The sequence below is a fragment of the Nocardiopsis sp. LOL_012 genome (assembly GCF_048060475.1).
In the GTDB taxonomy this organism is placed as follows: Bacteria; Actinomycetota; Actinomycetes; order Streptosporangiales; family Streptosporangiaceae; genus Nocardiopsis.
The window spans coordinates 1-20,556 of sequence record NZ_JBHMIV010000004.1 but is presented as its reverse complement, the minus strand read 5'-3'; the positions used below and the strand labels follow the sequence as shown (position 1 = coordinate 20,556).

Genomic DNA, 20,556 nt, shown 5'->3' with positions numbered 1-20,556 from the left:
TTGACCAGCGAAGCCACGACAACCCGCCCCAGCGAGCAGACCGCACGCCAGGTCAGCGACCAGCTCCGCGCCCACTTCCCCAGCAAACTCGTGGGCAAGCTCCCACGCATCACCTGCGGGGCGTGCTCCAAGAACAAAGGGCAGTGCCCCGAACACCGGAAGACCAAGTGCAAGACCTGTGACGTGTACACCACCCCACGCCACATCCACATCGACTTCGTCGGACACGCCGACGTCACCGACCGCCTCTTGGACGTCGACCCCGCATGGGACTGGGAACCCCTCGGCGTCGACGAGAACGGAATGCCGATCCTCGAACACGACCGCGCCGGTAACCCGGTCGGCCTGTGGATTCGCCTCACCGTGGGAGGAACCTCCCGCATCGGATACGGGTCATGCCCCTCCGACCAGTACGACGCGGTGAAGGTCCTCATCGGTGACGCGCTCCGCAACGCCGCCATGCGGTTCGGTGTGGCACTCAACCTGTGGGCCAAGGGGGAGAGGCAAGACCCCACCGCTGAGAACCCCACCGCGTCCGGCGGCAAAGCCACCCGGCGTCTGCGCAGAGGTGAGCAGCCTGAACGCATCACGGACCGGGACTGGCTGCTCGACATGTTCCGGCAGGTTCAGGAAGCACCGGACGATGCCACCTTGCAGGTGTTGACGGCAGCGGCGGCGAACAAGTACCACGCGCTGGAGATCACCGAGCACGACGCGAAGGGGCTGCGCGCCGAGATCGACAAGCGCGGCCGGATGCTGGACCAGGCGGCCCGTGGCGGTAAGGAGGCTGCCGGTGAGTAGCTCTGAAGAGATGCGCGCGGCCGTGCTGGCGCTACTCAAAGGCGACGTGACCGCAGAGTACGACAAGGCGCGCGCCGATGTCGGGTCGACGCTGATGGAGGGCGACCGTCGCGGGATCGCTCTGCCCGGCCCGGATGGGCGGCCGGTGCGGATCGGTACCGCCTACAAGCCCAACGACACCGTGACGGTGCTGGTGGACGACGATGCGGCGTTGCGGTGGCTGAAGGAGTATCTGCCGCACGAGGTGACGGAGGCTCCCCGCCCGGGGGTGATGGACCGGCTCAAGGACGAAGTGCGCAAGTTCGGCGGTGTGCTCGTGCGGGGCGAGGTGGTGGAGGTGCCGTGGGCGGAGATGGACCGCAGGTCGGCTGCGCCGTATGTGAAGCGTCCGGCGGGTGAGGAGCAGGAGCGGGCGAAGGCGGCGGTGTTCGCGGCGTTTGAGCGTGGCGAGTTGTCGTTGGAGGGGTTGTTGGCGCGGGGGATCGGTGCGGGGGAGGGGCCGCCGGACTAACCAGTATTGCGTATGTACGAAATAGACTGTAATATGTGAACACGAAAAGCGGTTGATGTTGGACCGCCCCAGGGGGTGCCCCACCCCTCCGGGCACCCCCTGCCACCACAGAAAGAACCCCCGCATGCCCCCGCACCACACCTACCGCGACAGCGACGGAAACACCCTCACCGCCGAAAACGGACGCCTCACCCTCGACATCGCCGGAACCGAAGTCGGCGGCGTCACCACACCCCAAGGCACAGACGCCCTCACACTCGCCCGCGCCCTCCTCGACCACGCCGGACTCACCTACCAACTCACCACCAACCAATAGACCCCAGCCCACCGAAGGCGGGAAGGGAAGCCCCGCCCCCACCCCAGAAAGACACCACCCGTGAGCACCATCCCCGACAACATCCTCCGCAAAGTCCGAGCCCTCCTCGCCAAAGCCGAAGCCGCCTCCACCGACGCCGAACGCCTCGCCTACACCGCCAAGGCCGACCAGTGGATGGCACGCCACAGCATCGACGCCGCACTCCTCAACGAACAGCACGGCACCACCGACGCCCCCACTTTCAAACGTGTCCGCGTCACCAACCCGCGCGCCCTCGCCAAGGCCGAACTCCTCATGGCCATCGCCGACGCCGTGCGCTGCAAGGGCCTACGAGACCGACTACGCAACGGAGCCGTGCACGTGTCCGTCTACGGCTACCCGACCGACATCGAACGGGTGGAGATCCTGTACACCTCCCTGCTCCTCCAAATGGCGAACGGCCTCGAAACCACCGAAGTCCCCCGCTGGGCGGACACCCGCACCTTCCGCCGCTCCTGGCTCTACGGGTTCGCCCTCCAGGTCGGGCAGCGCCTCACCGACATCCAGAAGACCGCAGAGCACGACACCACCCCCACCGAAGGACAGTCCACCGCCCTGGTGCTGCGGGACCGGTCCAAGGCCGTCGAAGACCTGGTGAACGGCCAGGTTCCGAAGATCAACAAGCCGAAGGTCGCGCCGCTCGACCCGGACGGCTACGAGGCCGGTCAAGACGCCGCCGACCACGCCGACCTCGGACAGACCCGGATGGACTCAGGCCGCCGCGCCCTCAACCCGTAACCCGCTTCAGAGGCGGCCCCACCCGCTGCTGGGGCCGCCCCGCACCCCTCAAGGAGCCGCACCCGATGCCCGGCACACACCGACGCCCCAGCACAGGAAACCTGTTCCTGCCCCAGAGACCCGAACGCACACACCACACCGAAGCCGCGCGCCGCCGCGACCTCTGGGCCAACCTCCGAACCGGGCAGAACCGCGCCCAACAAGCCCTGCCCAGCCGATACCAGCCCCGCCACGCCAAGAAGGAGACCCCCACCGATGACCGATAGCACCCCACCCGTGGAGGAGATCCACGCCACCAGCACCCCCGACATGGAGACCGTCGACATGCTGCACGCCGCCGCCGAACGCATGGCCCCGATCGCCGTCACCACCCGCCACGGCCAGCGCGTCCTGTTCACCCCCGCCCCCGCCACCTTGGGGGTGCGCTTCCCATAACCCACCCGGCTACCCGCTCGTCACCAACCCCCAACCGGTGACCCGCCCCCCACACGCAGAACACCCCGCCCCGGGAAGCGCAACCATCCAAAACACGCCACCCCAACAACCCCTGGAAGGACAGCCCACGATGGCCCCCCACCAGAAGGCGGTACAAGCCGCCACCACCCACACCGACACCGCCGCCCACCACCTCACCCAGGTCAACACCCACCTCGACACCGCATGGGACAACCCGGACCACATCCGCGACGCCCACCAAGCCCTCCGCGACCTCGTCGACGCCGCCCAAGCCGCCAGCTCGGAACTACAAGCCGCATGACCCGCCACCAGCCCTCCGGACAACTCACCCTCGGCGACGCCGACCCCAACCACACCATCATCCGCCACCAGCTCACCACCCAAATCGGCGAAGCATGGGACGAACTGGAGACCGCACGCAAACACGCCACCGCGCTCGGCCGCGAGTACGGCGCCAACGACCGTCTCGCCCGCGCCCGACTCCGATTCCTCATCCTCCTAAACCGAGCCCCGGACCCAGCCGAACTCGCCATGGCCTACCGGCACGGATGGCTCGAAGGCATCGAACACCTGGCCCCGCCCAACCCCGCCCGCACCACTGCCGAACCCGCACTCGACCCCGTCATCCTGCGAGCCATCGCCTACGCGGAAGAAACCTCTACACCATGACCACCCCCCTTCACCGAACAGGAGAACCCTCCCCGATGGACCCCCAAAACCCGCCCCACATCCGCCCCGGCCAGGTGTGGGTCAGCGCCCACCCCCTGGACGACATCACCGTCCGCGTCACCGGCATCAACGCCGGACGAGTCGAGGTGGTCGACGCCCACACCGGCACACGCCCCCGCCACATCTGGGCGAGGGTCTTCCACCCCACCGGGACCACCCGCACCGGACAGCCCCGCCGCACCGGCTACATCCCCAAGGAACAGGAGCAGCCGCGATGATCCCCATGACCGGATTCGACCTGGAAACCACCAGCCCCGACCCCCACAAGGCACGTATCGTCCAACACGCCTTCGTACACACCAGCCCCGACCAGCCCGACGTCGAACAACTCGTTGATCCCGGAGTGCAGGTACCAGCAGAGGCCACCGCCATCCACGGCTTCACCACCGACCAGGTACAAGCCCACGGCATCCCCGCCCCCGACGCGGTATCCGACATCGTCGCCCACATCACCGCCTGCGTCTCGGCGGGCCGGCCCCTCGTCGGGCACAACATCAGCTTCGACTTGACCATCGTCGATCGGGAGTGCCGTCGTCACCTGGGGCAGGGCCTGGAGGAACTGGTGGGCGGACCGGTCCACCCGGTGGTGGACACCCTCGTCTTGTCGAAGAAGATCGACCCGTACCGGCGCAGGGTGTCCACCAGCCAGGGCGCACACCAACTGCGCACCTGCGTAGAACACATGGTCACCCCCCGCTGGCCAACCGTGGTGTGGGACGAGGAGCAGGCGCACGGCGCCGCCTACGACTGCCGCATGTCGCTGTACGTGGCTGCCATCGCAGTCACCCACCCGGCACTCCGCTGCTACACCCCTGGGGAGCTACACGACGCCCAAACCGGGTGGCGAGCCGAGCAGTGCAAGTCCTTGCAGTCCTACCTGCGCAACCCCAAAGCGGGAGAGAGACACGACCCTCACGCCGTTGTGGACGGCCGGTGGCCCATCATCCCGAACGAACCCCGCCAGGACACGCTCACCCTGTGGAGGTCGGCCGCGTGAGAATCATCGTCACCGGAGGCCGCAACTACACCGATGCCCGAACCGTCAGCGGCACCCTCACCGTCTACGCCGCCCAGCACGGCCAGTTCCACCGGCTCGTGCATGGCGGCGCGACGGGAGCCGACACACTCGCCGCCGCGGTCGCCCCACGCTCGGCTGGTCCGTAGAGGAACACGCCGCGGACTGGCGCACCCACGGGCGAGCTGCGGGGCCGCGCCGCACCCATCCTCACCCCGAATCTGGAGAACCGACGGTGGCTGACGCCCCTATGCCCGGCCGGGTACGCCCCTCCTGGTGCCCGCACTGCCGAGCTGCACCCGGCCCCGACTGCCCCGATGTAGGCCGCACCCCTCGACAGGTCCGCCGCACCGAACAACACGAAACCGCTCACCTGATCCGTGAAGAGACCTGATGGACCCCCACCTCATCATCCGCAACACCACAAGCAACCTCGCCGACGCCGACACCACCATCGCCCGCCTGCTCGACCACATCCAGTCCACCGTCTGCGCGTGGACCCCCGACAACCTGCACACCGTCCAAGGAGGGCCGGTGAACGTCGCGGCACTGATCGCGGAACTCGCTGCCGCGACCGCCCGCCGCGACACCCTGCGTGAGTCCCTGGTGAAGCTTCACACCGCCCACCCCGACACCGTCGAAGAGGAGTCCTGATGATCGGCCTGCGCGCCCGGCTCGCCAACACCGTCCACGCCCGGATGGACGCCTACCCCTACACCCACACCACCATCACCGACGCCGTCATGAACGTGGTGGAGGCCGAACTTGAGCGTGCACGCCTGGAGGCGTTCGCTGAAGCCGCCGCCATCCTCGACCACGACCTGGCGGTGCTCCAACGCCAACCACAGCCACCAGCCGAAGACGTAGCCGAAGGTTGGCGGCGTGCTGCCCAGCACATGCGCTGGTACTCCCGAGACGAGGAGTAGACGGTGCACGGAAAGACCACCAGCGCCTACCCCCCGGGAGAGAGCCGCATGTCCGCTGCCGACTGGTTCCGTGCCGCCCGCATCAGAGGCCGCGCCTACCCGTACTCGTGGCGGTGCGCCGCACCCGACCCGGCCACACCGGGGGAGGAGTGCGGAACGTTCTCCTTCGCGGCCACCCGTGAGCAGGCTGAAGCCGCACACCGGACCCACTACCAGCACAACCACACACGGTAGAGACAGGCCACCAAGAGGAAGAGCTTCTGTGAGCGAGCCCTGCCCACACACGCTGATGCTGTATTGCTGAAGACCGAAGACATTTTCCCATGACCTGTGCCGTCAATGCTTGGTATGAATGGGCTACACCATCCACCTCGTAAGGATCGGAGCCCCCAGGTTGCTGAAAGACTGGCTGAGCACAGCCATCGCCGAGTACGGGCAAGAGTGCGCAGACAAGCTACAAGATGGTGTCGGCCAGCCCGAAGCAGCGATCCGCGGCCCCGTCGAAAGCCTGCTCACTAAAGTCGGCGAAGCAGCAGAGCTCAAGGTCGTCGTCCACGACGAAGCCCACATGGCGGACAAGAACGCCCGCCCAGACTTCGCCATACGGGTGGCCGGTGCCATCACCGGCCATGTCGAGCTCAAGAAACCCAACCAGAACCTGGACCCGGCCAAGTTCAAAGGCCACAACAAGAAGCAGTGGGAGCGCCTTCGGGACCTGCCCAACCTGCTGTACACCAACGGCACCGAGTGGCGACTGTACCGGTACGGGGACCTCCAACTCAAGCTGGAGTTCGATGGCGACCTGCACTCGTCCGGGGCAGCCCTGACGTGCACAGACATCGCCACCGAGAACTTCTTCCGCACCTTCCTCAAGTGGACGCCGCCGCCCATCACCACGGTCAAACAGCTCGTCGACACGGTCGCCCCCCTGTGCCGTCTGCTGCGCGACTCGGTCCTGGAACAGTTGGCCGCAGAGACGAAGGCGCGCAGGGCCGGCGCGGAGATCTACGACCTGCCATTCACTCTCCTGGCAGAGCGTTGGCGGGACCTGCTGTTCCCGAGTGCGACCGATGAGGTGTTCGCTGACGGCTACGCGCAGACGGTCACTTTCGCGTTCCTGCTTGCCCGCACTGAAGGTATCGACGTTGCTGGCCTGCACACCGGGCAGATCGCGCGCAAGCTCGGCGCGGGCAAACCACACGCTCTGATGTCGCAGGCTTTGAAGCTGCTGACCAACAGCGCCGTCGACTCTTTCGAGGCCACCATCGACCTTCTACGCCGGGTGGTGGGCGCGGTCCAGTGGGAACCCATCTGGCAGCAGCGAGAAGACGCCTACATCCACCTGTACGAGTCGTTCCTGTCGGTGTACGACCCGGAGCTACGCAAAGAGTCCGGCGTCTACTACACGCCTGTTGAGGTCGTGCGGAACATGGTGCGTCTGACCGACGACATCCTCACCACACGGCTGGACGCCGAGCAGGGATACCTGTCCCCTTCGGTGACCACCGTGGACCCGGCGATGGGTACCGGCGCCTACCTGCATTCCATCATCGACCACGCAGCCCAGCGGGCCGAAGAACTCGAAGGCCCCGGATATGTGGGACCGGCGATCACCGACCTTGCGCAGCGGCTCATCGGGTTCGAGCTGAAGATGGGCTCCTACACCGTCGCGGAGATGCGCGCGGTCGACATCCTCAAAAGCTACGGTGCGTCCCTACCGGCCGGGGGTGTGCGGTTGCACGTGACCAACACCTTGGACGACCCGTTCCAGGCTGAAGCTGCTGTGTTCCCGGATCTGACGGCGTTGGCGAAGTCCCACATGCAGGCTAACAAGATCAAGGCGAACACCCCGGTCACGGTGGTGATCGGCAACCCGCCCTATCGGGAACGCGCTCAGGGACTCGGTGGCTGGGTAGAGGAGGGCTCAGACAACACCGACCAGGCGGCCCCTTTGGACCGGTTCCGAAAAAAGGGCAACGGGCGTCTAGAGAACAAGCTCAAGAACCTGTACATCTACTTCTGGGCTTGGGCCACATGGAAGGTGTTCGACACCCACCCGCAGGACCGACACGGGGTGGTTAGTTTCATCACCACCTCGGGCTATCTGAAAGGTCCCGGGTTCAAGGGGATGCGCCGCTACCTTCGGGAAACCTGCTCGGAAGGGTGGATCATCAACGTCAGCCCTGAAGGTATGCGACCTGATATTCCTACTCGTGTGTTCCGGGGCGTGCAACAACCCCTGGCGATCGCGATCTTTGTTCGTAAGAAAGACGCTGATCCTCAAACCCCAGCAGAAATCCACTATACGAAGGTTACCGGCGTCAAGGAAGATAAATACGACCAGCTTGATGCCCTGTCTCTCGACAACGAATCCTGGCAGACCGTCCGGACCGGCTGGGAAGACCCCTTCATGCCTGCTGTGGAATCTGCGTGGGAGGACTACCCGGCTTTGGAGGATATTTTCTGTTGGTTCAGCCCGGGGTTCACGCCTAATCGTAACTGGGTGACAGCGCCGTCCCCAGAGATCCTGAATGAGCGTTGGAACAGGTTGGTCCATGAGTCCGACGAGGATCAAAAAGCGGTTCTTTTCAAAGAAACACCAGATCGGACTATCAAGGGATCAAAAAAGACGCTTCCGGGAGTTGAGGGACGCAAAGGGGCAATTGCTGAGGAGACCGAACCATTCTCTGCTCCACAGAGGATTTCCTACCGTTGCTTTGATCGCCAATGGATCATTCCTGATAGTCGTCTAATCGACAGGCCAAGGCCGAGCTTGTGGGCAGGTTTGAATGTCGAAGGACAGCTCTTCATCAACGAGCAGCACATGCACGCGATAACTAGCGGACCCGTGCTGGCCTTTGCATCACTCATTCCTGACGTGCATCACTTCAACGTCCGAGGCGGACGATTTTTCCCACTCCTGCACCCTGACGGATCTCCCAACATCGCTCCTGGTCTGCTCACACAGCTAGAAGCCTCCCTCCAACAAGCAGTGACAGCACAGGATCTTGTTGCCTACATCGCCGGTGTCACCGCTCATCCCGCCTTCACCGAGGAGTTCGTAGAAGAGCTTGACGCTCCCGGTGTGCGGGTTCCACTCACCACCGACCCGGAACTGTGGAACGAGGCTTGCAAGCTCGGCTGCCAGGTGGTGTGGGCAGCCACCTACGGTGAAGCCTTCGCAGACCCGACGGCAGGACGCCCCAAGGGGAAGATCAGCTTCGATCCGAAGGACTCGCGCCGCCCCAAGAACCTGTCACAGATCGGTGCCGTGCTGCCCACCAGCATCACCTACATTCCAGCAGAAGACGGTGAAGGGCGCGTGCGGGTCGGAGAGGGAACCTTCGGCCCCGTCACCGAACGCATGTGGAACTACGACGTCGGCGGCATGAATGTCATCAAGAAGTGGTTCTCCTACCGTAAGGACAACCCAGGCGGGAAGAAGACCAGCCCACTCGATGACATCCACCTCGACATGTGGCCGAAGGAATGGATTACCGAGTTCAACGAACTCCTCACAGCACTTCGCCGCGTCACGGAGCTTGAAGCCAGTCAGAGGGAACTCCTGCACAAGGTGCTTTCAAGTCCAACTTTGACGCTTGCTGACCTCATTGCGAAAAAAGTCAAGTTTCCTGAAAGCGACAAGGATCGCAAGCCTCGCTATGATCTTTCCTCTACTGCGACACAGGAGGGGATGTTCTGAGATTCTGCTGCACCCTCTGTTGAAAAAAAGACATAGTAGTATCTTGATTGGTAAGAATCTTCGATTAATATTTTGGATGCAAGATGCCCGATTGGGAAATAATTGTTCGCCCTGGCGCACACCCCCCTGAGGGGCTTGGGCGTGAAATATCTTCAGAGGAATTGGAAGATTCGAAGGTTAAAATCGTATGGAGTGGATTCTCCGCAGCTGTTCTGATCGTTCTGGCGCTCGCCGCCGTAGAAAACGAATGGTACACAGCTTCCGCGCTCCTGCTGCCATTTATTATTGCTTCTGCATTTTTCTTTATCGTTTACCTGTCTACAATTAACGCAAGTGGGCAAGCAGATTCGGCCAAGAAAAAAATTAAGAGACTTTCCGGAGTGGACTACGTAGATCCGGCGACCCTGGAGCACCAGGACCGGGATCGGGCCCGATTGCTTCAGGAGGCAGTGGAAGTAATCCTGTCCTCTCCGCTTCATCGTTCAGGAAAAGTACTTGACAGGGAAAGAAACGAAGTCGTTCTTGCGGATCTGAAGTGGCAGATAGCGAAAGATCTGCAAAAAGCTACTACAGCTGATAGAAAAATGCAGGATATCGGAATTCCGACAAGCGATAACCCTCGTGCTTCAACTTCCCACAAGCAAGCTTTGTTGGCGCTTCAGAAAATACGAATGCAAGCGGATGTTAACATAGAGAAGATTGCTGTATATTCCAATAAAGTGAAGTATGCCGAGAGTCTTTTAGAAGATGAAAAGCGGGCTGATGCTTATGGTGAAGTTTTTGCTGAACTAGAAGTAGAGTCAGTCAGGGAAGGGCAACAGAGTGAAGCCCTTGAATCTCTGGTTGCAGCTCAAGAAGCTGCCCTGGAAGTGGTTGAACTTCACACAAAGATGAATTTGTGAAAAATGGAATTGTTGCAAATGTAGGCTTGTTCCATGGGGAAGGTGATTCACTATTTCAGTGTTACCGTAGGATTCTCTCGCCAATATTCCTGGAGGCCCTATGAACATCCTGCTCAGCCCATCAGAGTGGACACCCGAATGGGTTGCAGCGATCGCTGGAGTCGTCGCATCGCTAGGTGCGGTCGGAGCGTTCACCGTCGCGGTCTTCCTGTTCTGTGACCAACGCAGGAGCCTCAAAGCCACCACCCGGACACTCACTGAAGAACTCCGATCGCTGCGGGAAGAACGTACCCGCCACCGCCGCGCACAAGCCTCCCTCGTCCACATCCGCCACCCGCAGGAAGAACCCGACCCCCGCGACGTCGAAGCCCTCCGCAAGACGTTCGCTGCGGACGGCATCAACGACACCTGGACGCTCCCTCACGTAGAGGTCGTCAACCACAGCCCCGAACCTGTCCAAGACGTGAACGTCACGGTCGAAGACGCCGGACCGGCTGCCCGCTATGTCGCAGATTTCGATCGTTGGCCTCGTGTCGGAGCTGTGTCTGTTCTGTCGCCGAAGCAGTCCGTCCGCGTGTACTGGAAGGCCGGGTTCCTGCGGCCGGAGATGACGCGGGTTGAGTTCACCGATGAATCCGGGGTGCGGTGGTGCCGCCCGTTCCAGGGGAAGCTGGTTGAGGTGCCCGAAGAACAGTAACCACGAACGGACGCAACCCCCTTATACTGCGCGCATGGCGGAAACCCTCTACCTCGTCACCTCCGGAGCGCCCACCACCGAAACCGAAACCCTCCCACACCTCATACAACTCCTAACCGCCGAAGGCTGGAACATCACCGTCGTTTCCACCCCCACCGGGGCACGCTTCCACGACCTCGAAGCCGTCGAAAGACTCACAGGTGAACCCGCCCGAATCGAGTTCCGGCACCCAGGAAAAGGGAAAACCTTGCCTCCGCCCACCGCGATTCTCGCCTGCCCCTGGTCCTTCAACAGCACCAACCGGACAGTCCTCGGGCTCGCCGACACCTTCGCCGTCGCTCTCCTGTGCGAAATGATCGGCCGTCGCACACCCACCGTCATCGTGCCCAAAGCCGGGCAGGCCCTTGCCCAACACCCCGCTTTCGACCGCAGCCTCCGCGCTCTCACAGAGATCAGCCAGGTCAACGTCCTGTACAGCCCCCAGCGCAAACTTCCCTCATGGCGAGAAGTCGCCGATGCACTGTCGGAAGCCGTCAGCGGTCGGTAACAACAACGCTGTACCCCTGACAACGGCAAAAGCCCCGACCTACCCTGAGAGAGCGACCACACAGGGAAGGACGGGGCTGATATGTCCCACGATACCGAGACCACCGGCCAACGTGTAGCCCGACTCCGTAAACTCCGCGGACTCACCCAACACGGCCTCGCTGGACGAAGCCACGTGTCCCGAGGTCTGATAGCTAAAGTCGAAGCAGGTGAACGGGTAGCGACACCGGCATTCATCTCCGCTGTGTCCACCGCCCTCAACGTGGACCCCACGGAACTCTCCGGGCAGCCCTACCGGGGAGACACCACCGCCACCGACCGAGTGCACGCCACCATCCCGGAAGTGCGCCGAGCACTCGACACGATCGACGTCCCCCTGGATTTGGGTATGGAACCGCGCCCCGTGGCAGTGCTGGCCCGCGAAGTCGAAGCTTTGCGTCTCGCATCGAAGGACGCCAAACACCTCCAAGTCGGCACCCGGCTGCCAGCGCTGCTCTCCGAACTCGCCGTCCACGTCCACACCAGCAGCGACCCGAAAGTATGGCGGCACGTCAACGCCGCCCAAGCGCTCGCGGTGTCTCTTGCCCGCAGGCTCGGCTACACCGACCTGGCCACGTCCACGATCAAAGACGCCGCCCTGTCTGCATCCCGTGGCGACGACCCGAACCTGCCCGCCCTCGCGCAACTCTCCCGTGCGCTCATGATGATGATGTACGGGTCGTGGGTGGCCGGCCTCAACCTGGTGCGTGCCGCCGCCGACCGTGTCGACCAGGACTCGCCGCAGGCTCTCGCCGTGCACGGCGCGCTCCAGCTCCGCTCTGCTGTGCTGTCGGCGCGCGGTACCCAGACCGGTGACACCACCGCTTCGCAGGCGTGGGACCACCATGAGCAGGCTGTTGAAGCGGCCCGGCGGCTCCCGGCCCGTGTCCAGGACTGGTACGCGCTCCAGTTCAACACTTCCAACGTGATGATTCACGGTGCTGCGGTCGCGGTGGAGATGGGCGACTACGATGAGGCGCTGCGCCGCGACCAGGCCATCACTGCGCCTGTGCTCGCCGGTCTGCCCGCTGAGCGTAAAGCCCATCACGGTATCGACATGGCGCGCGCCTACGTGGAACTCGGACAGCGGGACAAGGCGTTGAAGCGCATCATGGAGGCTGAGAGGGCGGCTCCGCAGATGACCCGCTACCACCCGTCTGCCCGTAACGTTGCTGCACATCTGGTGGACTATCACCGGTCGATCCCTGACCCGCTGCGGGGTTTGGCGAAGCGTATGCGGATCAGCTAGCGCCTGTATCGAAGCCGGTCAAGGCTGGTCAAGGAGGCTGGTGTCCCAAGTTGGGACACCAGCCTCCGTTGCTTTCCGTACCGTCATGATCACCACAACATTCGAGGTGAGACATGACTCCACATCCCACGTCCCCAGGCGCGTTATGGGCGACTGAAGACCACGACCCGCGCATCGTCGCGTTCCAGCAGGAGTTCCCCGACTGGCGAGTGTTCATCGGCCACGATGCCTGCTGGGCTGTCCGCCTCGGCGTGTACGACGGTCTGGCCGGTGTGAGCGCCCCAACCCTCGACGAGCTGTGGCAGCGGCTCGTCGAAGCGTTGGAGACATGCCCGTGAGCGACCTCGACCAGCTCCGGGAACAGTTCGGCAGCCGGTACACGATCCGCAAGGTCGGTGGCCTCTGGGTCGCTACCGACCGCGACCCCTACACCGGAACCGAGCCGACGTTGACCGCTGACTCGCTGGACGCTCTCGCCGACCAGATGCGCCATCCCGGGCCGCGTCTGGGCGGCCCCTTCCCCAATCGGACGTTCGGCAAGTGACCGTCCGGCACCGCCAGCCCAGCTCGGGTTTGCGTGCCCTGGCACCCCTGCTGTGACCGCTGAAAACCGCCCTCGACCTTGATCTTCCGGAGAAGCGCAGTGACTGACAGGCTGACCCGCTGGGAACAGCTCATCCTCGACCTCATACGGGCCGCCGAACAGGCCGGATACGACCCGGTCGCGGAGATCCCCGACGACGCGCCGCCCCGCACCGTCGACCTGCGGGTCATGGACGGCCTCCACGTCGCCGCCGCGATCCGTGCGCATCTCACCGCCCAGACGTGGCGGTACGAGATCCCTGTCCGTGTCCAGGGCAGGCCCCGAGCAGCCATCAGGACCCGCCACCTGGCGCACCTCGACGAACCGCTCACCGTTGAGACGCTGCGCCCTTTGGACCACTACTTCGCGAGAGCCACCGACCTTCGCCCTCCCACTCCGCGGCCTCCGTGGAACCGGTTGGACACCCCCGGGTGGATGCTGCCCGGCTACTGGGAGAGGCACGGGCTCCCCACCTGTCAGGATTCCGTGCGCCGTTGACGGCGCGCGGGCGCACACGTCGCCCCAACCGGGTGGGTTGGGGCGACCCCCGGGGGGTTGCGCGGATGGGAGCCGCGCCCCGGGAATCCACGGATGGATACACGAGAAAGGTAGAACGCATGGACACGATCAGCCAGAGGACGAAGGTCACTGTTCTCAGCGACGGAATCACCACGTCGGACGGGTTCAGGAAGCCGCGCCGCAGCAACAGCCAGGGGGCGTGCGTGGAATGCCGCCCCGCCCCCGCTCCGGCGATCCGCGACACCCGGAACCGCGACGCCGGGCACCTGCCGTTCCCCGTCCGCGAGTGGGCCGGGTTCCTCGCCTCGGCCCGTGCCTGAGACCGAGGCGGGGGCGTGGGAGCCCGACCGCGACAAGGTCGCCGCCGCAGACCGCCGCAGCATAGCCCGCGACATCGCGGCGATCGTCGCCGGTGACAGGACCGGCGACGACACGGCGGCCGACGACGCGAAACACAAGTACGGCAAGTAGCAGATCTCCGCGCACCCGCCCGGGGCAGGGGCGGGTGCGCGGGCCGAGCGAGGAGATCCTGATGAGCGACACCGACAGGGAACTGCCCCCTGAGGCCATGGGCAACACCAAGTGGCGCGACACCACCCACGTGGTGTGGATGCGCTCGTCCCTGTCCAAGGAGACCTCCGACGCCATCGTGGAGGTCGCCGCGTTCGACGACGGGCACCGCGCGGTCAGGGACGGCAAAGCCCCCGGGAAGGGCACCCTGTTCTTCACCCCCGCCGAGTGGGAGGCCTTCGTGCTGGGCGCCCGCGACGGCGAGTTCGACATCCCCGCCGAATACCTCACCGAGGAGGAGCGCCGCATCCAGAACCGCGAGGTCGAGGTGGAGGCGGCGTGGGTGCCCTCGCCGCTGAACACCCCCGAGGCGATGGCCGAGTACCACCGCCGCGAACAAGCCTCTCAGCCTTCGTGAACTGCTGCGACGGGTGACACGACGGCGGGATGGCCGGGGCCGGCCCCGAGCATGCCCTGTAGAGCGTCTACCGGTCGGCCACCTGAGCCCCCTGCCGCTGTTGGAGGCGTTCCGCATCGAGGTGTGGGGTTCTGGCTGCGGTCGGGACCAGGCCCGAGCACTGGGGGCAAGGCCCGCTTCCGCCCGGGACTGTATGGCCGGATACAACCATTCCCCGTGCACGCAAGGTGACGTTCGGCAACAATAGCCTGGTCAAACGCCCACCACTTGGAGGCACCATGCGCATATCTCCCTTTGCTCTCGCCGTTGGCCTGGCACTCGTCGGGACCGCAGGGTGTGCGAGCGACCCTGCCGATGACACACCTGAAGACATGGAGGAGATGCAGGAGTACGAGGAGACCGCCCCCGGCGGCGGCGAAGAGCTGGATAGCGGGATCGCCGAACTGGGCAGTGCCCACGACTTCGGCGATGGCATCACCATCGCCATGGTCGACTTGCGTCGCGAGATCGCTGAGGACGGGTTCAACGCCACGACCGGAGAGGAGGGGAACCTACCGTATGTGGCGTGGAGCTGGGAGGTGACCAACGAAACCGGGGCGGCTCTGCCGCTGGGCGGGACCACTGTCGCCTGCTCCACTGGTGATCCGCTGACCGAGGCCGAAAAGCCGCATCTGGGTGACTCCTTGAATCCGCCGGACATGCTTGCTGACGGGCAGACAGGGTCCTGGGATGCGGACTGCTGGATGGACGAGGACGAGAGCGCACTCCAGTACACCCTCGATCTGTATACGCCTGACGGCACGCTTCTGCATACGGTCACATTCGCTGGGGACGTCCCGGCGTAGCGGTCATACGCGAAAAGCGCCTCGTCTCCCATGCGGGTTGTCGTCCCCCACGTGATCAGCAGATGACCGAGGCTGTACATGTGGGGGACGCGGGTCTTCGGGAACCAACTCGTCAGGTAGTAGAGGGTTGCGTCACGCTCGACTTGTTTGATGTGGGTTCGGTCGGATCGGCGAGTATCCGGAGCGGTGCCGCCACATAGCCATGAAACTTTCCAGAGCGGAACGTAAGCCTCGTTGATGGCGGCGGTTTCGGTCGCTGGCCGTCTACGGCTCCTGTGGTTCCTTCGTGTTCTGCGGATGGCGGCGAAGTTCCACGAACATAGCCCACCTGTGCAGGAGCGTGTGCACAGCTACCGTGGTGCCGGATTCGGCTGCCTTCTCCTGTGCGCGGTGGACCTCTTGATCGAAACGCACAGAGGACTCCGGAGCGAACTGCTGCATGGCGTCCCGAAGAGTCCGCACGGTTAAGGGAGCTTTCGGGAACAACGCATCACGGTTGCCCGGAGCCATGCCGGAGCCTTTCGTCCTTTTTGGTGGGTTATTTCTCTATAGGTTGGGGTGGGAAGCCCGCCCATCTTGGATCTGCCCTTGTGGATAACTGTTCAACCTGACCGAGTGTGGGCACACCCACAAGCATGAGCGACCACGACGACGAGCCACCGTTCACCGACGAAGAACGCGTTTGGCTCATCGACCTCGTGAACCGAACCGGACCCGAGGGCGCGTACATGCTTGCTGACCTTCTCGGCATCGACCTCGACGACTGACTCGGATTTCCACTGTCCGGATTCGGTGCTTGTCTTCCATCGGGTGTGTGGCTGGAGTCAGCGATCGAGCATGGTGGGGATACGCCGTTGGCAGGCAGATTCTTGCCGGGATGGACAGCCCGCCTGGCATGATCGAACACATGAACGAACAGTGCTCGCGGGTAGAGCAGCCGGAAGCCCGCACCAGACCCGTCGTCTCGTTCGCGAACCGGTGGGGGCCACGCTTCGCCCCCGCTGAACACCCGGCAGGCTTCCACCCCTACGGGCAAACCCGCCTCACCCCTCCACCCGCCCCAGCCCCCGTGTTCAAGCCGGGATGTGACCGGTGCGGCGCGGTCGACATGCTCACATGGGCGGTGGCCAGACAGGGGCGGCTGTCGCGGCTGTGCCCCGTCCACACGGTGCGCGAGCCCGAGCGTGCACGACGGGCTGCCCTCCATGAGCAGCAGATACGCGCCATGATCCGGGCCGCCGCCCACATCAACCATTTTCGGCCTGTTGTGGAGCCGCCCTGTTGACCGCCCGCCCACCTCGGCCAGCTCCGTTCTGGGGCCAGCCCCCGGGACGAACACCACCTTCCACAACCCACCCCGCCTCTGCCCGGAGTCTCACGTGAACACCCACGACAGCTACCAGCAATGCGTCCGCGGCCCCCGCTGTGCCGAAGCGACCGTTAACCCCGACACGGGGGAGCGGACCGGCTCTCTGACGTTCCGGCCCTACTGCGACCCGTGCACCGCCCACATCAAAGCCAAAGTCCAAGATCTGCCGGTGGTGTACCGGGAACTGCGCGCACAGTACGGAATCCAACCCACCCTCGGCTCGGAAGATGTGCGCGTGCACACCTCCCGTGTAGACCCGTCCATCCCCATCCGTGAAGACCTGGACGTGCTGGTGACCGAGATCGAGACCACCGTCGCCTCCTACGAGGACCGTGTCCGCCAGCAGCTCGGCATGGGCCAGGCACCGCCCTCGTCGTGGAAGCGTCGCGCTGACCGTGTAGAGCGGGCGTGCCGCCTGTTGGCCGAGCGGGTCACGGTGCTGCTCAGCCTCCCCCTGGAGTGGATGCGTATCGACGGCGCCCACGACGAACGCGGTGGGGTGGACGCCGGGTTGGACCTGCTCGACCTGCACCACCGTGCGGACCGTGCCGGGGGTTCGCAGCCGGTCCGCTACGTGGTACCGGTGGTGTGCCCGCAATGCCGTCTCCCGGCAGGAGTGACCCGGGTCGCGGGGGAGGACGGGGCGACGTGCTTGTGCGGGTACGTGATCGGTGAGGACGAGTACCGCCAGTTGACCGCGACCCTGGCCGAGGTCGCGGAGGCGGCCCGGTGACGAAGGTGCGGGTGGTGTTCACCGTCGACCTCCCTTACCAGGACGGACCGGCCACCGAGGAACAGCGACCCGAGACCTCAGAGCGTGTTTGAGAAGGGGTAACGGTCCGCGCACTTCGCCCACGCTGCTGGTGTCAGGCCGCGAGCATGACCCCCATGGCGCGACGACCGACCTACCCCTCTGACCTGACCGATGACCAGTGGGCACTGATCGAGCCCCTGCTCCCACCGGCCAACACCGGCGGCCGACCCGAGAAACACCCCCGCCGCGACGTGGTCGACGCGATCCTCTACATCGTGCGCACCGGCTGCCCCTGGCGACACCTACCCGTGGACTTCCCGCCCTGGCAGAGGCGTGTACTGGTACTTCTCCCGCTGGGAGGAAGCCAAGGTCACCGAGCAGGTCATGGCCGCCCTGCGGCGCCGACTGCGCACCGCACAAGGACGTGGGGGCGAGCCCTCGGCCGGGATCATCGACTCCCAGAGCGTCAAGGGCGCCGACACCGTCGGCCAGCAGACCAGGGGCTATGACGCGGGCAAGAAGGTCAACGGCCGCAAGCGGTTCATCGTGACCGACACCCTGGGGCTGTTGCTGGTGGTGTGCGTGATGGCCGCCTCAGTCCAGGATCGCGACGGGGCCAGGACCACCCGGTTGAGCCTGTACCTGTTCACCCCCGTCCGGTTCGTGTTCGCCGATGCGGGGTTCGCGGGCAGGCTGGTGGCCTGGGCCGAGAGGTTCGCGGCCGCAGCGGTGCACATCGTGCGTAAGGCTCCTGACCAGGTCGGGTTCGCGGTGATCCCGCGGCGGTGGGTGATGGAGCGCTCGCTGGCGTGGTTGACCTCCCACCGTCGTCTGGCACGGGACTACGAGCGCGACCCGGCAGTATCCGAGGCCGTGGTGCGCTGGGCCGCGATCGGCCAGATGGCCCGCCGCCTCGCACGCGGACGTGACGCCGTCCGCCAGTGTGCCTGGACGGGCCAGGACCTCGTTTCCTGACCCTTCTCAAACACGCTCTGAGTGGCTCCCACTAGAGGGCTGGCCGTCGCTCAACCTGGATTTTCGGCACGTTATTAACCCCTGTGTCCGGTTCGACCTTGACATATACTGACATGATGCGGATAATGGAATTGATTATAAGTATTTTCACTTAAGTAATCTGGAGCTGCAGTGTCATTTGAAGAAGAATTTAAAGCTCAATTGTCAGAGAAAAAGCGACGCGATCGCGAAAAATCGCTAGAGAAAAGACGAATTCACTCAGAGCAGACCCAGGAGCACCAAGCCGCACTGAGTGAATTGAAGAAGCTTGTCGATGAAGCTCTGGTATTCGCTAAAAAAGAAGGAAAAATAACATGGCTTCACCGGCGGCCTGATTTTTTCCGTAGCCAGAGCTTTCGCAGACTTTCGATTGGGGAAGGAGGGTACTCTAGTTGGCACTGGGTTGACCGAACCAGGCTAAAGTCTTCTGGCTACTACACCAAGCATGGAAGGCCCTTTCTTCTTTCCTTTGACTCCCGTCACGCTGGTGAATATCCGACCAAAATATATGGCGAAGACGGGCGTGAATATTATATGCAGGTGGATATTGAATTTGACTTGTGGTGGGTGAAGTGTTTTGAGCAAGGCTATGATTCTGATCGTCTCATATGGGCTGCGAAAGCGCCCCTTGGCAGGCTTCCAGAAACTCACTTTGGAGATATCGGAGATAGATTTCCCTTTTCTGTAGATAATGAATCCATCGGGTTTCTAAAATCAGCTCTCATAAAAGAGATCATGAAATACTGAAGGTGGATAATCGGGTTAAGTCTTGAATTGTATTTTCCGGTAGGTTTTAATTTCTATATCCTCCATGTTCGGGCGGTCTTGACATCGTGTGCAGATCCGAGCAACGGCCGGGATGTCCACAAGGGTTCGCTGTCGGTCGAGGCGACTTGGATGTTCATGCCGTGCTTTTCTCACCGGGGTGTACACCCCACCTGGCATCATCGAACTCATGAACGAACAGCATTCGCGGGTAGAACAGCCAGAAGATCGCAGCAGAGCCGCCGTCTCGTTCGCGAACCGGTGGGGGCCACGGTTCGCCCAAGCTGCCGAAGACTCGATGGGCTCCCACCCCTACGGCGAAACCCGCCTCACCCCTCCGCTGGCCCCTCCCGCCCCGGTCCCCGTATTCGAGGCGGGATGTGACCGGTGCGGTGCGGTCGACATGCTCGCGTGGTCGGTGAACAGGAGCGGGCGGCTACTGCGGCTGTGCCCCACCCACACGGTGCGCGAGTCCGAGCGGGCACGGTGGGCTGTCTTCCACGAACAGCGAACGCGGGCCATGCTCCGGGCCGCCGCCCACATCAACCGTCCCCGGCCTGTTGTGGCGCCGGTCTGCTGACGGCCTCCCCGCCTCTCAGCGATACCGGACTGCGGGTCGCCCTCAGAGAGAGCATAACCGTCCACACCTCCGCACCACCCCCGCTCGGAGCCCCGCATGAACACCCACGACAGCTACCAGGAATGCGTCCGCGGCCCTCACTGCGCCGCCCCGACCATCAACCCCGACACGGGGGAGCGGACCGGCGCCCTCACCTTCCGGGCGTACTGCGACCCGTGCACCGGCCACATTGCTACCCGCATCCGGGACCTGCCGGTGGTGTACCGGGAACTACGGGCACAGTACGGCATCCAACCCACCCTGACCTCGGAAGATGTGCGCGTGCACACCTCCCGTGTGGACCCCTCCATCCCCATCCGTGAGGACCTGGACGCCTTGTTGACCGAGATCGAGACCACCGTCGCCTCCTACGAGGACCGTGTCCGCCAACAGCTCGACATGAACCCGGCTCCCGACATGTCGTGGGGGCACCCCTCTGTGTCAGGCTCAAGTGGGACACAAGGGGCTAAAGTTCACTAACTAAGACAAGCAG

General features: G+C 63.9%; 31 protein-coding genes and 1 pseudogene. All 32 read left to right on the top strand.

The genetic code is table 11. From position 1 onward, the window contains the following. The 32 genes and pseudogenes from ACFHWE_RS03665 (at position 1) to ACFHWE_RS03510 (ending at position 20,543) form a co-directional block, all read left to right on the top strand. Positions 1–801 carry a hypothetical protein gene (locus ACFHWE_RS03665; protein WP_416599154.1) on the top strand — a complete coding sequence of 267 codons (801 nt, stop codon included), beginning with the start codon at positions 1–3 and terminating at the stop codon, positions 799–801. Further along, a complete protein-coding gene (locus ACFHWE_RS03660) occupies positions 794–1,312 on the top strand; it encodes a hypothetical protein (protein ID WP_416599153.1) in 519 nt (172 codons plus the stop codon). Before ACFHWE_RS03665 ends, ACFHWE_RS03660 begins: the two co-directional genes overlap by 8 nt. A 124-nt stretch (positions 1,313–1,436) precedes the next feature. Next, the gene (locus ACFHWE_RS03655) at positions 1,437–1,628 is read left to right on the top strand and encodes a hypothetical protein (protein WP_416599152.1); all 192 of its coding nucleotides are present in this window, start codon (positions 1,437–1,439) and stop codon (positions 1,626–1,628) included. Positions 1,629–1,688: 60 nt separating this feature from the next. Beyond that, a complete protein-coding gene (locus tag ACFHWE_RS03650) occupies positions 1,689–2,405 on the top strand; it encodes a DUF2786 domain-containing protein (protein ID WP_416599151.1) in 717 nt (238 codons plus the stop codon). Between the two features lie 65 nt (positions 2,406–2,470). Further along, positions 2,471–2,671 (top strand): hypothetical protein, encoded by a 201-nt coding sequence (locus tag ACFHWE_RS03645; protein ID WP_416599150.1) that lies wholly within the window; start codon positions 2,471–2,473, stop codon positions 2,669–2,671. Further along, on the top strand, positions 2,661–2,840 hold the full coding sequence (locus tag ACFHWE_RS03640; RefSeq protein WP_416599149.1) for a hypothetical protein: 180 nt from the start codon (positions 2,661–2,663) through the stop codon (positions 2,838–2,840). The genes ACFHWE_RS03645 and ACFHWE_RS03640 overlap by 11 nt, the downstream gene beginning before the upstream one ends. A gap of 130 nt (positions 2,841–2,970) precedes the next feature. Next, positions 2,971–3,162, top strand: a complete 192-nt coding sequence (locus tag ACFHWE_RS03635) for a hypothetical protein (RefSeq protein WP_416599148.1) — start codon at positions 2,971–2,973, stop codon at positions 3,160–3,162. Then, positions 3,159–3,530 carry a hypothetical protein gene (locus tag ACFHWE_RS03630; protein WP_416599147.1) on the top strand — a complete coding sequence of 124 codons (372 nt, stop codon included), beginning with the start codon at positions 3,159–3,161 and terminating at the stop codon, positions 3,528–3,530. The genes ACFHWE_RS03635 and ACFHWE_RS03630 overlap by 4 nt, the downstream gene beginning before the upstream one ends. A gap of 35 nt (positions 3,531–3,565) precedes the next feature. Next, positions 3,566–3,808, top strand: a complete 243-nt coding sequence (locus tag ACFHWE_RS03625; protein ID WP_416599146.1) for a hypothetical protein — start codon at positions 3,566–3,568, stop codon at positions 3,806–3,808. Then, positions 3,805–4,587 (top strand): exonuclease domain-containing protein, encoded by a 783-nt coding sequence (locus tag ACFHWE_RS03620; protein WP_416599145.1) that lies wholly within the window; start codon positions 3,805–3,807, stop codon positions 4,585–4,587. The genes ACFHWE_RS03625 and ACFHWE_RS03620 overlap by 4 nt, the downstream gene beginning before the upstream one ends. After that, on the top strand, positions 4,584–4,754 hold the full coding sequence (locus ACFHWE_RS03615; protein ID WP_416599144.1) for an SLOG family protein: 171 nt from the start codon (positions 4,584–4,586) through the stop codon (positions 4,752–4,754). Before ACFHWE_RS03620 ends, ACFHWE_RS03615 begins: the two co-directional genes overlap by 4 nt. A 244-nt stretch (positions 4,755–4,998) precedes the next feature. Beyond that, entirely contained in the window at positions 4,999–5,259 is a 261-nt protein-coding gene (locus tag ACFHWE_RS03610; protein ID WP_416599143.1) for a hypothetical protein, read from the top strand. Further along, entirely contained in the window at positions 5,259–5,531 is a 273-nt protein-coding gene (locus ACFHWE_RS03605) for a hypothetical protein (protein ID WP_416599142.1), read from the top strand. Before ACFHWE_RS03610 ends, ACFHWE_RS03605 begins: the two co-directional genes overlap by 1 nt. Before the next feature lie 3 nt (positions 5,532–5,534). After that, positions 5,535–5,765, top strand: a complete 231-nt coding sequence (locus ACFHWE_RS03600) for a hypothetical protein (protein WP_416599141.1) — start codon at positions 5,535–5,537, stop codon at positions 5,763–5,765. A 118-nt stretch (positions 5,766–5,883) separates the two neighbouring features. Further along, entirely contained in the window at positions 5,884–9,234 is a 3,351-nt protein-coding gene (locus ACFHWE_RS03595; RefSeq protein ID WP_416599140.1) for a type ISP restriction/modification enzyme, read from the top strand. Between the two features lie 83 nt (positions 9,235–9,317). Next, entirely contained in the window at positions 9,318–10,136 is an 819-nt protein-coding gene (locus tag ACFHWE_RS03590) for a hypothetical protein (RefSeq protein WP_416599139.1), read from the top strand. Between the two features lie 100 nt (positions 10,137–10,236). Next, a complete protein-coding gene (locus tag ACFHWE_RS03585) occupies positions 10,237–10,833 on the top strand; it encodes a hypothetical protein (protein ID WP_416599138.1) in 597 nt (198 codons plus the stop codon). Positions 10,834–10,867: 34 nt separating this feature from the next. Continuing rightward, complete coding sequence (locus tag ACFHWE_RS03580) at positions 10,868–11,380, top strand: flavoprotein (RefSeq protein WP_416599137.1); 513 nt, start codon at positions 10,868–10,870, stop codon at positions 11,378–11,380. 81 nt (positions 11,381–11,461) lie between these two features. Beyond that, a complete protein-coding gene (locus tag ACFHWE_RS03575) occupies positions 11,462–12,667 on the top strand; it encodes a helix-turn-helix domain-containing protein (protein ID WP_416599136.1) in 1,206 nt (401 codons plus the stop codon). 113 nt (positions 12,668–12,780) lie between these two features. Continuing rightward, positions 12,781–13,005, top strand: coding sequence for a hypothetical protein (locus tag ACFHWE_RS03570; RefSeq protein WP_416599135.1), 225 nt, complete (start codon positions 12,781–12,783; stop codon positions 13,003–13,005). Then, positions 12,996–13,211 carry a hypothetical protein gene (locus tag ACFHWE_RS03565; RefSeq protein WP_416599134.1) on the top strand — a complete coding sequence of 72 codons (216 nt, stop codon included), beginning with the start codon at positions 12,996–12,998 and terminating at the stop codon, positions 13,209–13,211. Before ACFHWE_RS03570 ends, ACFHWE_RS03565 begins: the two co-directional genes overlap by 10 nt. A gap of 99 nt (positions 13,212–13,310) precedes the next feature. Next, complete coding sequence (locus ACFHWE_RS03560; protein WP_416599133.1) at positions 13,311–13,748, top strand: hypothetical protein; 438 nt, start codon at positions 13,311–13,313, stop codon at positions 13,746–13,748. Between the two features lie 119 nt (positions 13,749–13,867). Beyond that, positions 13,868–14,089 (top strand): DUF397 domain-containing protein, encoded by a 222-nt coding sequence (locus ACFHWE_RS03555; RefSeq protein WP_416599132.1) that lies wholly within the window; start codon positions 13,868–13,870, stop codon positions 14,087–14,089. Further along, entirely contained in the window at positions 14,082–14,240 is a 159-nt protein-coding gene (locus ACFHWE_RS03550) for a hypothetical protein (protein WP_416599131.1), read from the top strand. Before ACFHWE_RS03555 ends, ACFHWE_RS03550 begins: the two co-directional genes overlap by 8 nt. A 61-nt stretch (positions 14,241–14,301) precedes the next feature. Further along, on the top strand, positions 14,302–14,697 hold the full coding sequence (locus ACFHWE_RS03545; RefSeq protein ID WP_416599130.1) for a DUF397 domain-containing protein: 396 nt from the start codon (positions 14,302–14,304) through the stop codon (positions 14,695–14,697). Positions 14,698–15,068: 371 nt separating this feature from the next. Further along, positions 15,069–15,542 carry a hypothetical protein gene (locus tag ACFHWE_RS03540; RefSeq protein ID WP_416599129.1) on the top strand — a complete coding sequence of 158 codons (474 nt, stop codon included), beginning with the start codon at positions 15,069–15,071 and terminating at the stop codon, positions 15,540–15,542. Between the two features lie 635 nt (positions 15,543–16,177). After that, positions 16,178–16,309 (top strand): hypothetical protein, encoded by a 132-nt coding sequence (locus ACFHWE_RS03535; RefSeq protein WP_416599128.1) that lies wholly within the window; start codon positions 16,178–16,180, stop codon positions 16,307–16,309. Between the two features lie 612 nt (positions 16,310–16,921). Beyond that, the gene (locus ACFHWE_RS03530) at positions 16,922–17,644 is read left to right on the top strand and encodes a hypothetical protein (protein ID WP_416599127.1); all 723 of its coding nucleotides are present in this window, start codon (positions 16,922–16,924) and stop codon (positions 17,642–17,644) included. 146 nt (positions 17,645–17,790) lie between these two features. Beyond that, a pseudogene (locus ACFHWE_RS03525) lies at positions 17,791–17,982 on the top strand (transposase); the annotation flags it as partial. A gap of 16 nt (positions 17,983–17,998) precedes the next feature. Then, positions 17,999–18,640, top strand: coding sequence for an IS5 family transposase (locus tag ACFHWE_RS03520; RefSeq protein ID WP_416599126.1), 642 nt, complete (start codon positions 17,999–18,001; stop codon positions 18,638–18,640). Between the two features lie 171 nt (positions 18,641–18,811). Further along, complete coding sequence (locus tag ACFHWE_RS03515; RefSeq protein ID WP_416599125.1) at positions 18,812–19,426, top strand: hypothetical protein; 615 nt, start codon at positions 18,812–18,814, stop codon at positions 19,424–19,426. A 694-nt stretch (positions 19,427–20,120) separates the two neighbouring features. Beyond that, a complete protein-coding gene (locus ACFHWE_RS03510) occupies positions 20,121–20,543 on the top strand; it encodes a hypothetical protein (protein WP_416599124.1) in 423 nt (140 codons plus the stop codon). The last annotated feature ends 13 nt before the right edge of the window (positions 20,544–20,556 follow it).

Coding starts and splice junctions, on each gene's coding strand:
- ACFHWE_RS03590 (WP_416599139.1), top strand. CDS start 9,318: ATGCCCGATTGGGAAATAATTGTTCGCCCTGGCGCACACCCCCCTGAG.
- ACFHWE_RS03570 (WP_416599135.1), top strand. CDS start 12,781: ATGACTCCACATCCCACGTCCCCAGGCGCGTTATGGGCGACTGAAGAC.
- ACFHWE_RS03540 (WP_416599129.1), top strand. CDS start 15,069: ATGGAGGAGATGCAGGAGTACGAGGAGACCGCCCCCGGCGGCGGCGAA.
- ACFHWE_RS03610 (WP_416599143.1), top strand. CDS start 4,999: ATGGACCCCCACCTCATCATCCGCAACACCACAAGCAACCTCGCCGAC.
- ACFHWE_RS03640 (WP_416599149.1), top strand. CDS start 2,661: ATGACCGATAGCACCCCACCCGTGGAGGAGATCCACGCCACCAGCACC.
- ACFHWE_RS03655 (WP_416599152.1), top strand. CDS start 1,437: ATGCCCCCGCACCACACCTACCGCGACAGCGACGGAAACACCCTCACC.
- ACFHWE_RS03585 (WP_416599138.1), top strand. CDS start 10,237: ATGAACATCCTGCTCAGCCCATCAGAGTGGACACCCGAATGGGTTGCA.
- ACFHWE_RS03625 (WP_416599146.1), top strand. CDS start 3,566: ATGGACCCCCAAAACCCGCCCCACATCCGCCCCGGCCAGGTGTGGGTC.
- ACFHWE_RS03620 (WP_416599145.1), top strand. CDS start 3,805: ATGATCCCCATGACCGGATTCGACCTGGAAACCACCAGCCCCGACCCC.
- ACFHWE_RS03605 (WP_416599142.1), top strand. CDS start 5,259: ATGATCGGCCTGCGCGCCCGGCTCGCCAACACCGTCCACGCCCGGATG.
- ACFHWE_RS03595 (WP_416599140.1), top strand. CDS start 5,884: ATGGGCTACACCATCCACCTCGTAAGGATCGGAGCCCCCAGGTTGCTG.
- ACFHWE_RS03645 (WP_416599150.1), top strand. CDS start 2,471: ATGCCCGGCACACACCGACGCCCCAGCACAGGAAACCTGTTCCTGCCC.
- ACFHWE_RS03575 (WP_416599136.1), top strand. CDS start 11,462: ATGTCCCACGATACCGAGACCACCGGCCAACGTGTAGCCCGACTCCGT.
- ACFHWE_RS03555 (WP_416599132.1), top strand. CDS start 13,868: ATGGACACGATCAGCCAGAGGACGAAGGTCACTGTTCTCAGCGACGGA.
- ACFHWE_RS03580 (WP_416599137.1), top strand. CDS start 10,868: ATGGCGGAAACCCTCTACCTCGTCACCTCCGGAGCGCCCACCACCGAA.
- ACFHWE_RS03535 (WP_416599128.1), top strand. CDS start 16,178: ATGAGCGACCACGACGACGAGCCACCGTTCACCGACGAAGAACGCGTT.
- ACFHWE_RS03635 (WP_416599148.1), top strand. CDS start 2,971: ATGGCCCCCCACCAGAAGGCGGTACAAGCCGCCACCACCCACACCGAC.
- ACFHWE_RS03630 (WP_416599147.1), top strand. CDS start 3,159: ATGACCCGCCACCAGCCCTCCGGACAACTCACCCTCGGCGACGCCGAC.
- ACFHWE_RS03545 (WP_416599130.1), top strand. CDS start 14,302: ATGAGCGACACCGACAGGGAACTGCCCCCTGAGGCCATGGGCAACACC.
- ACFHWE_RS03565 (WP_416599134.1), top strand. CDS start 12,996: ATGCCCGTGAGCGACCTCGACCAGCTCCGGGAACAGTTCGGCAGCCGG.
- ACFHWE_RS03510 (WP_416599124.1), top strand. CDS start 20,121: ATGAACACCCACGACAGCTACCAGGAATGCGTCCGCGGCCCTCACTGC.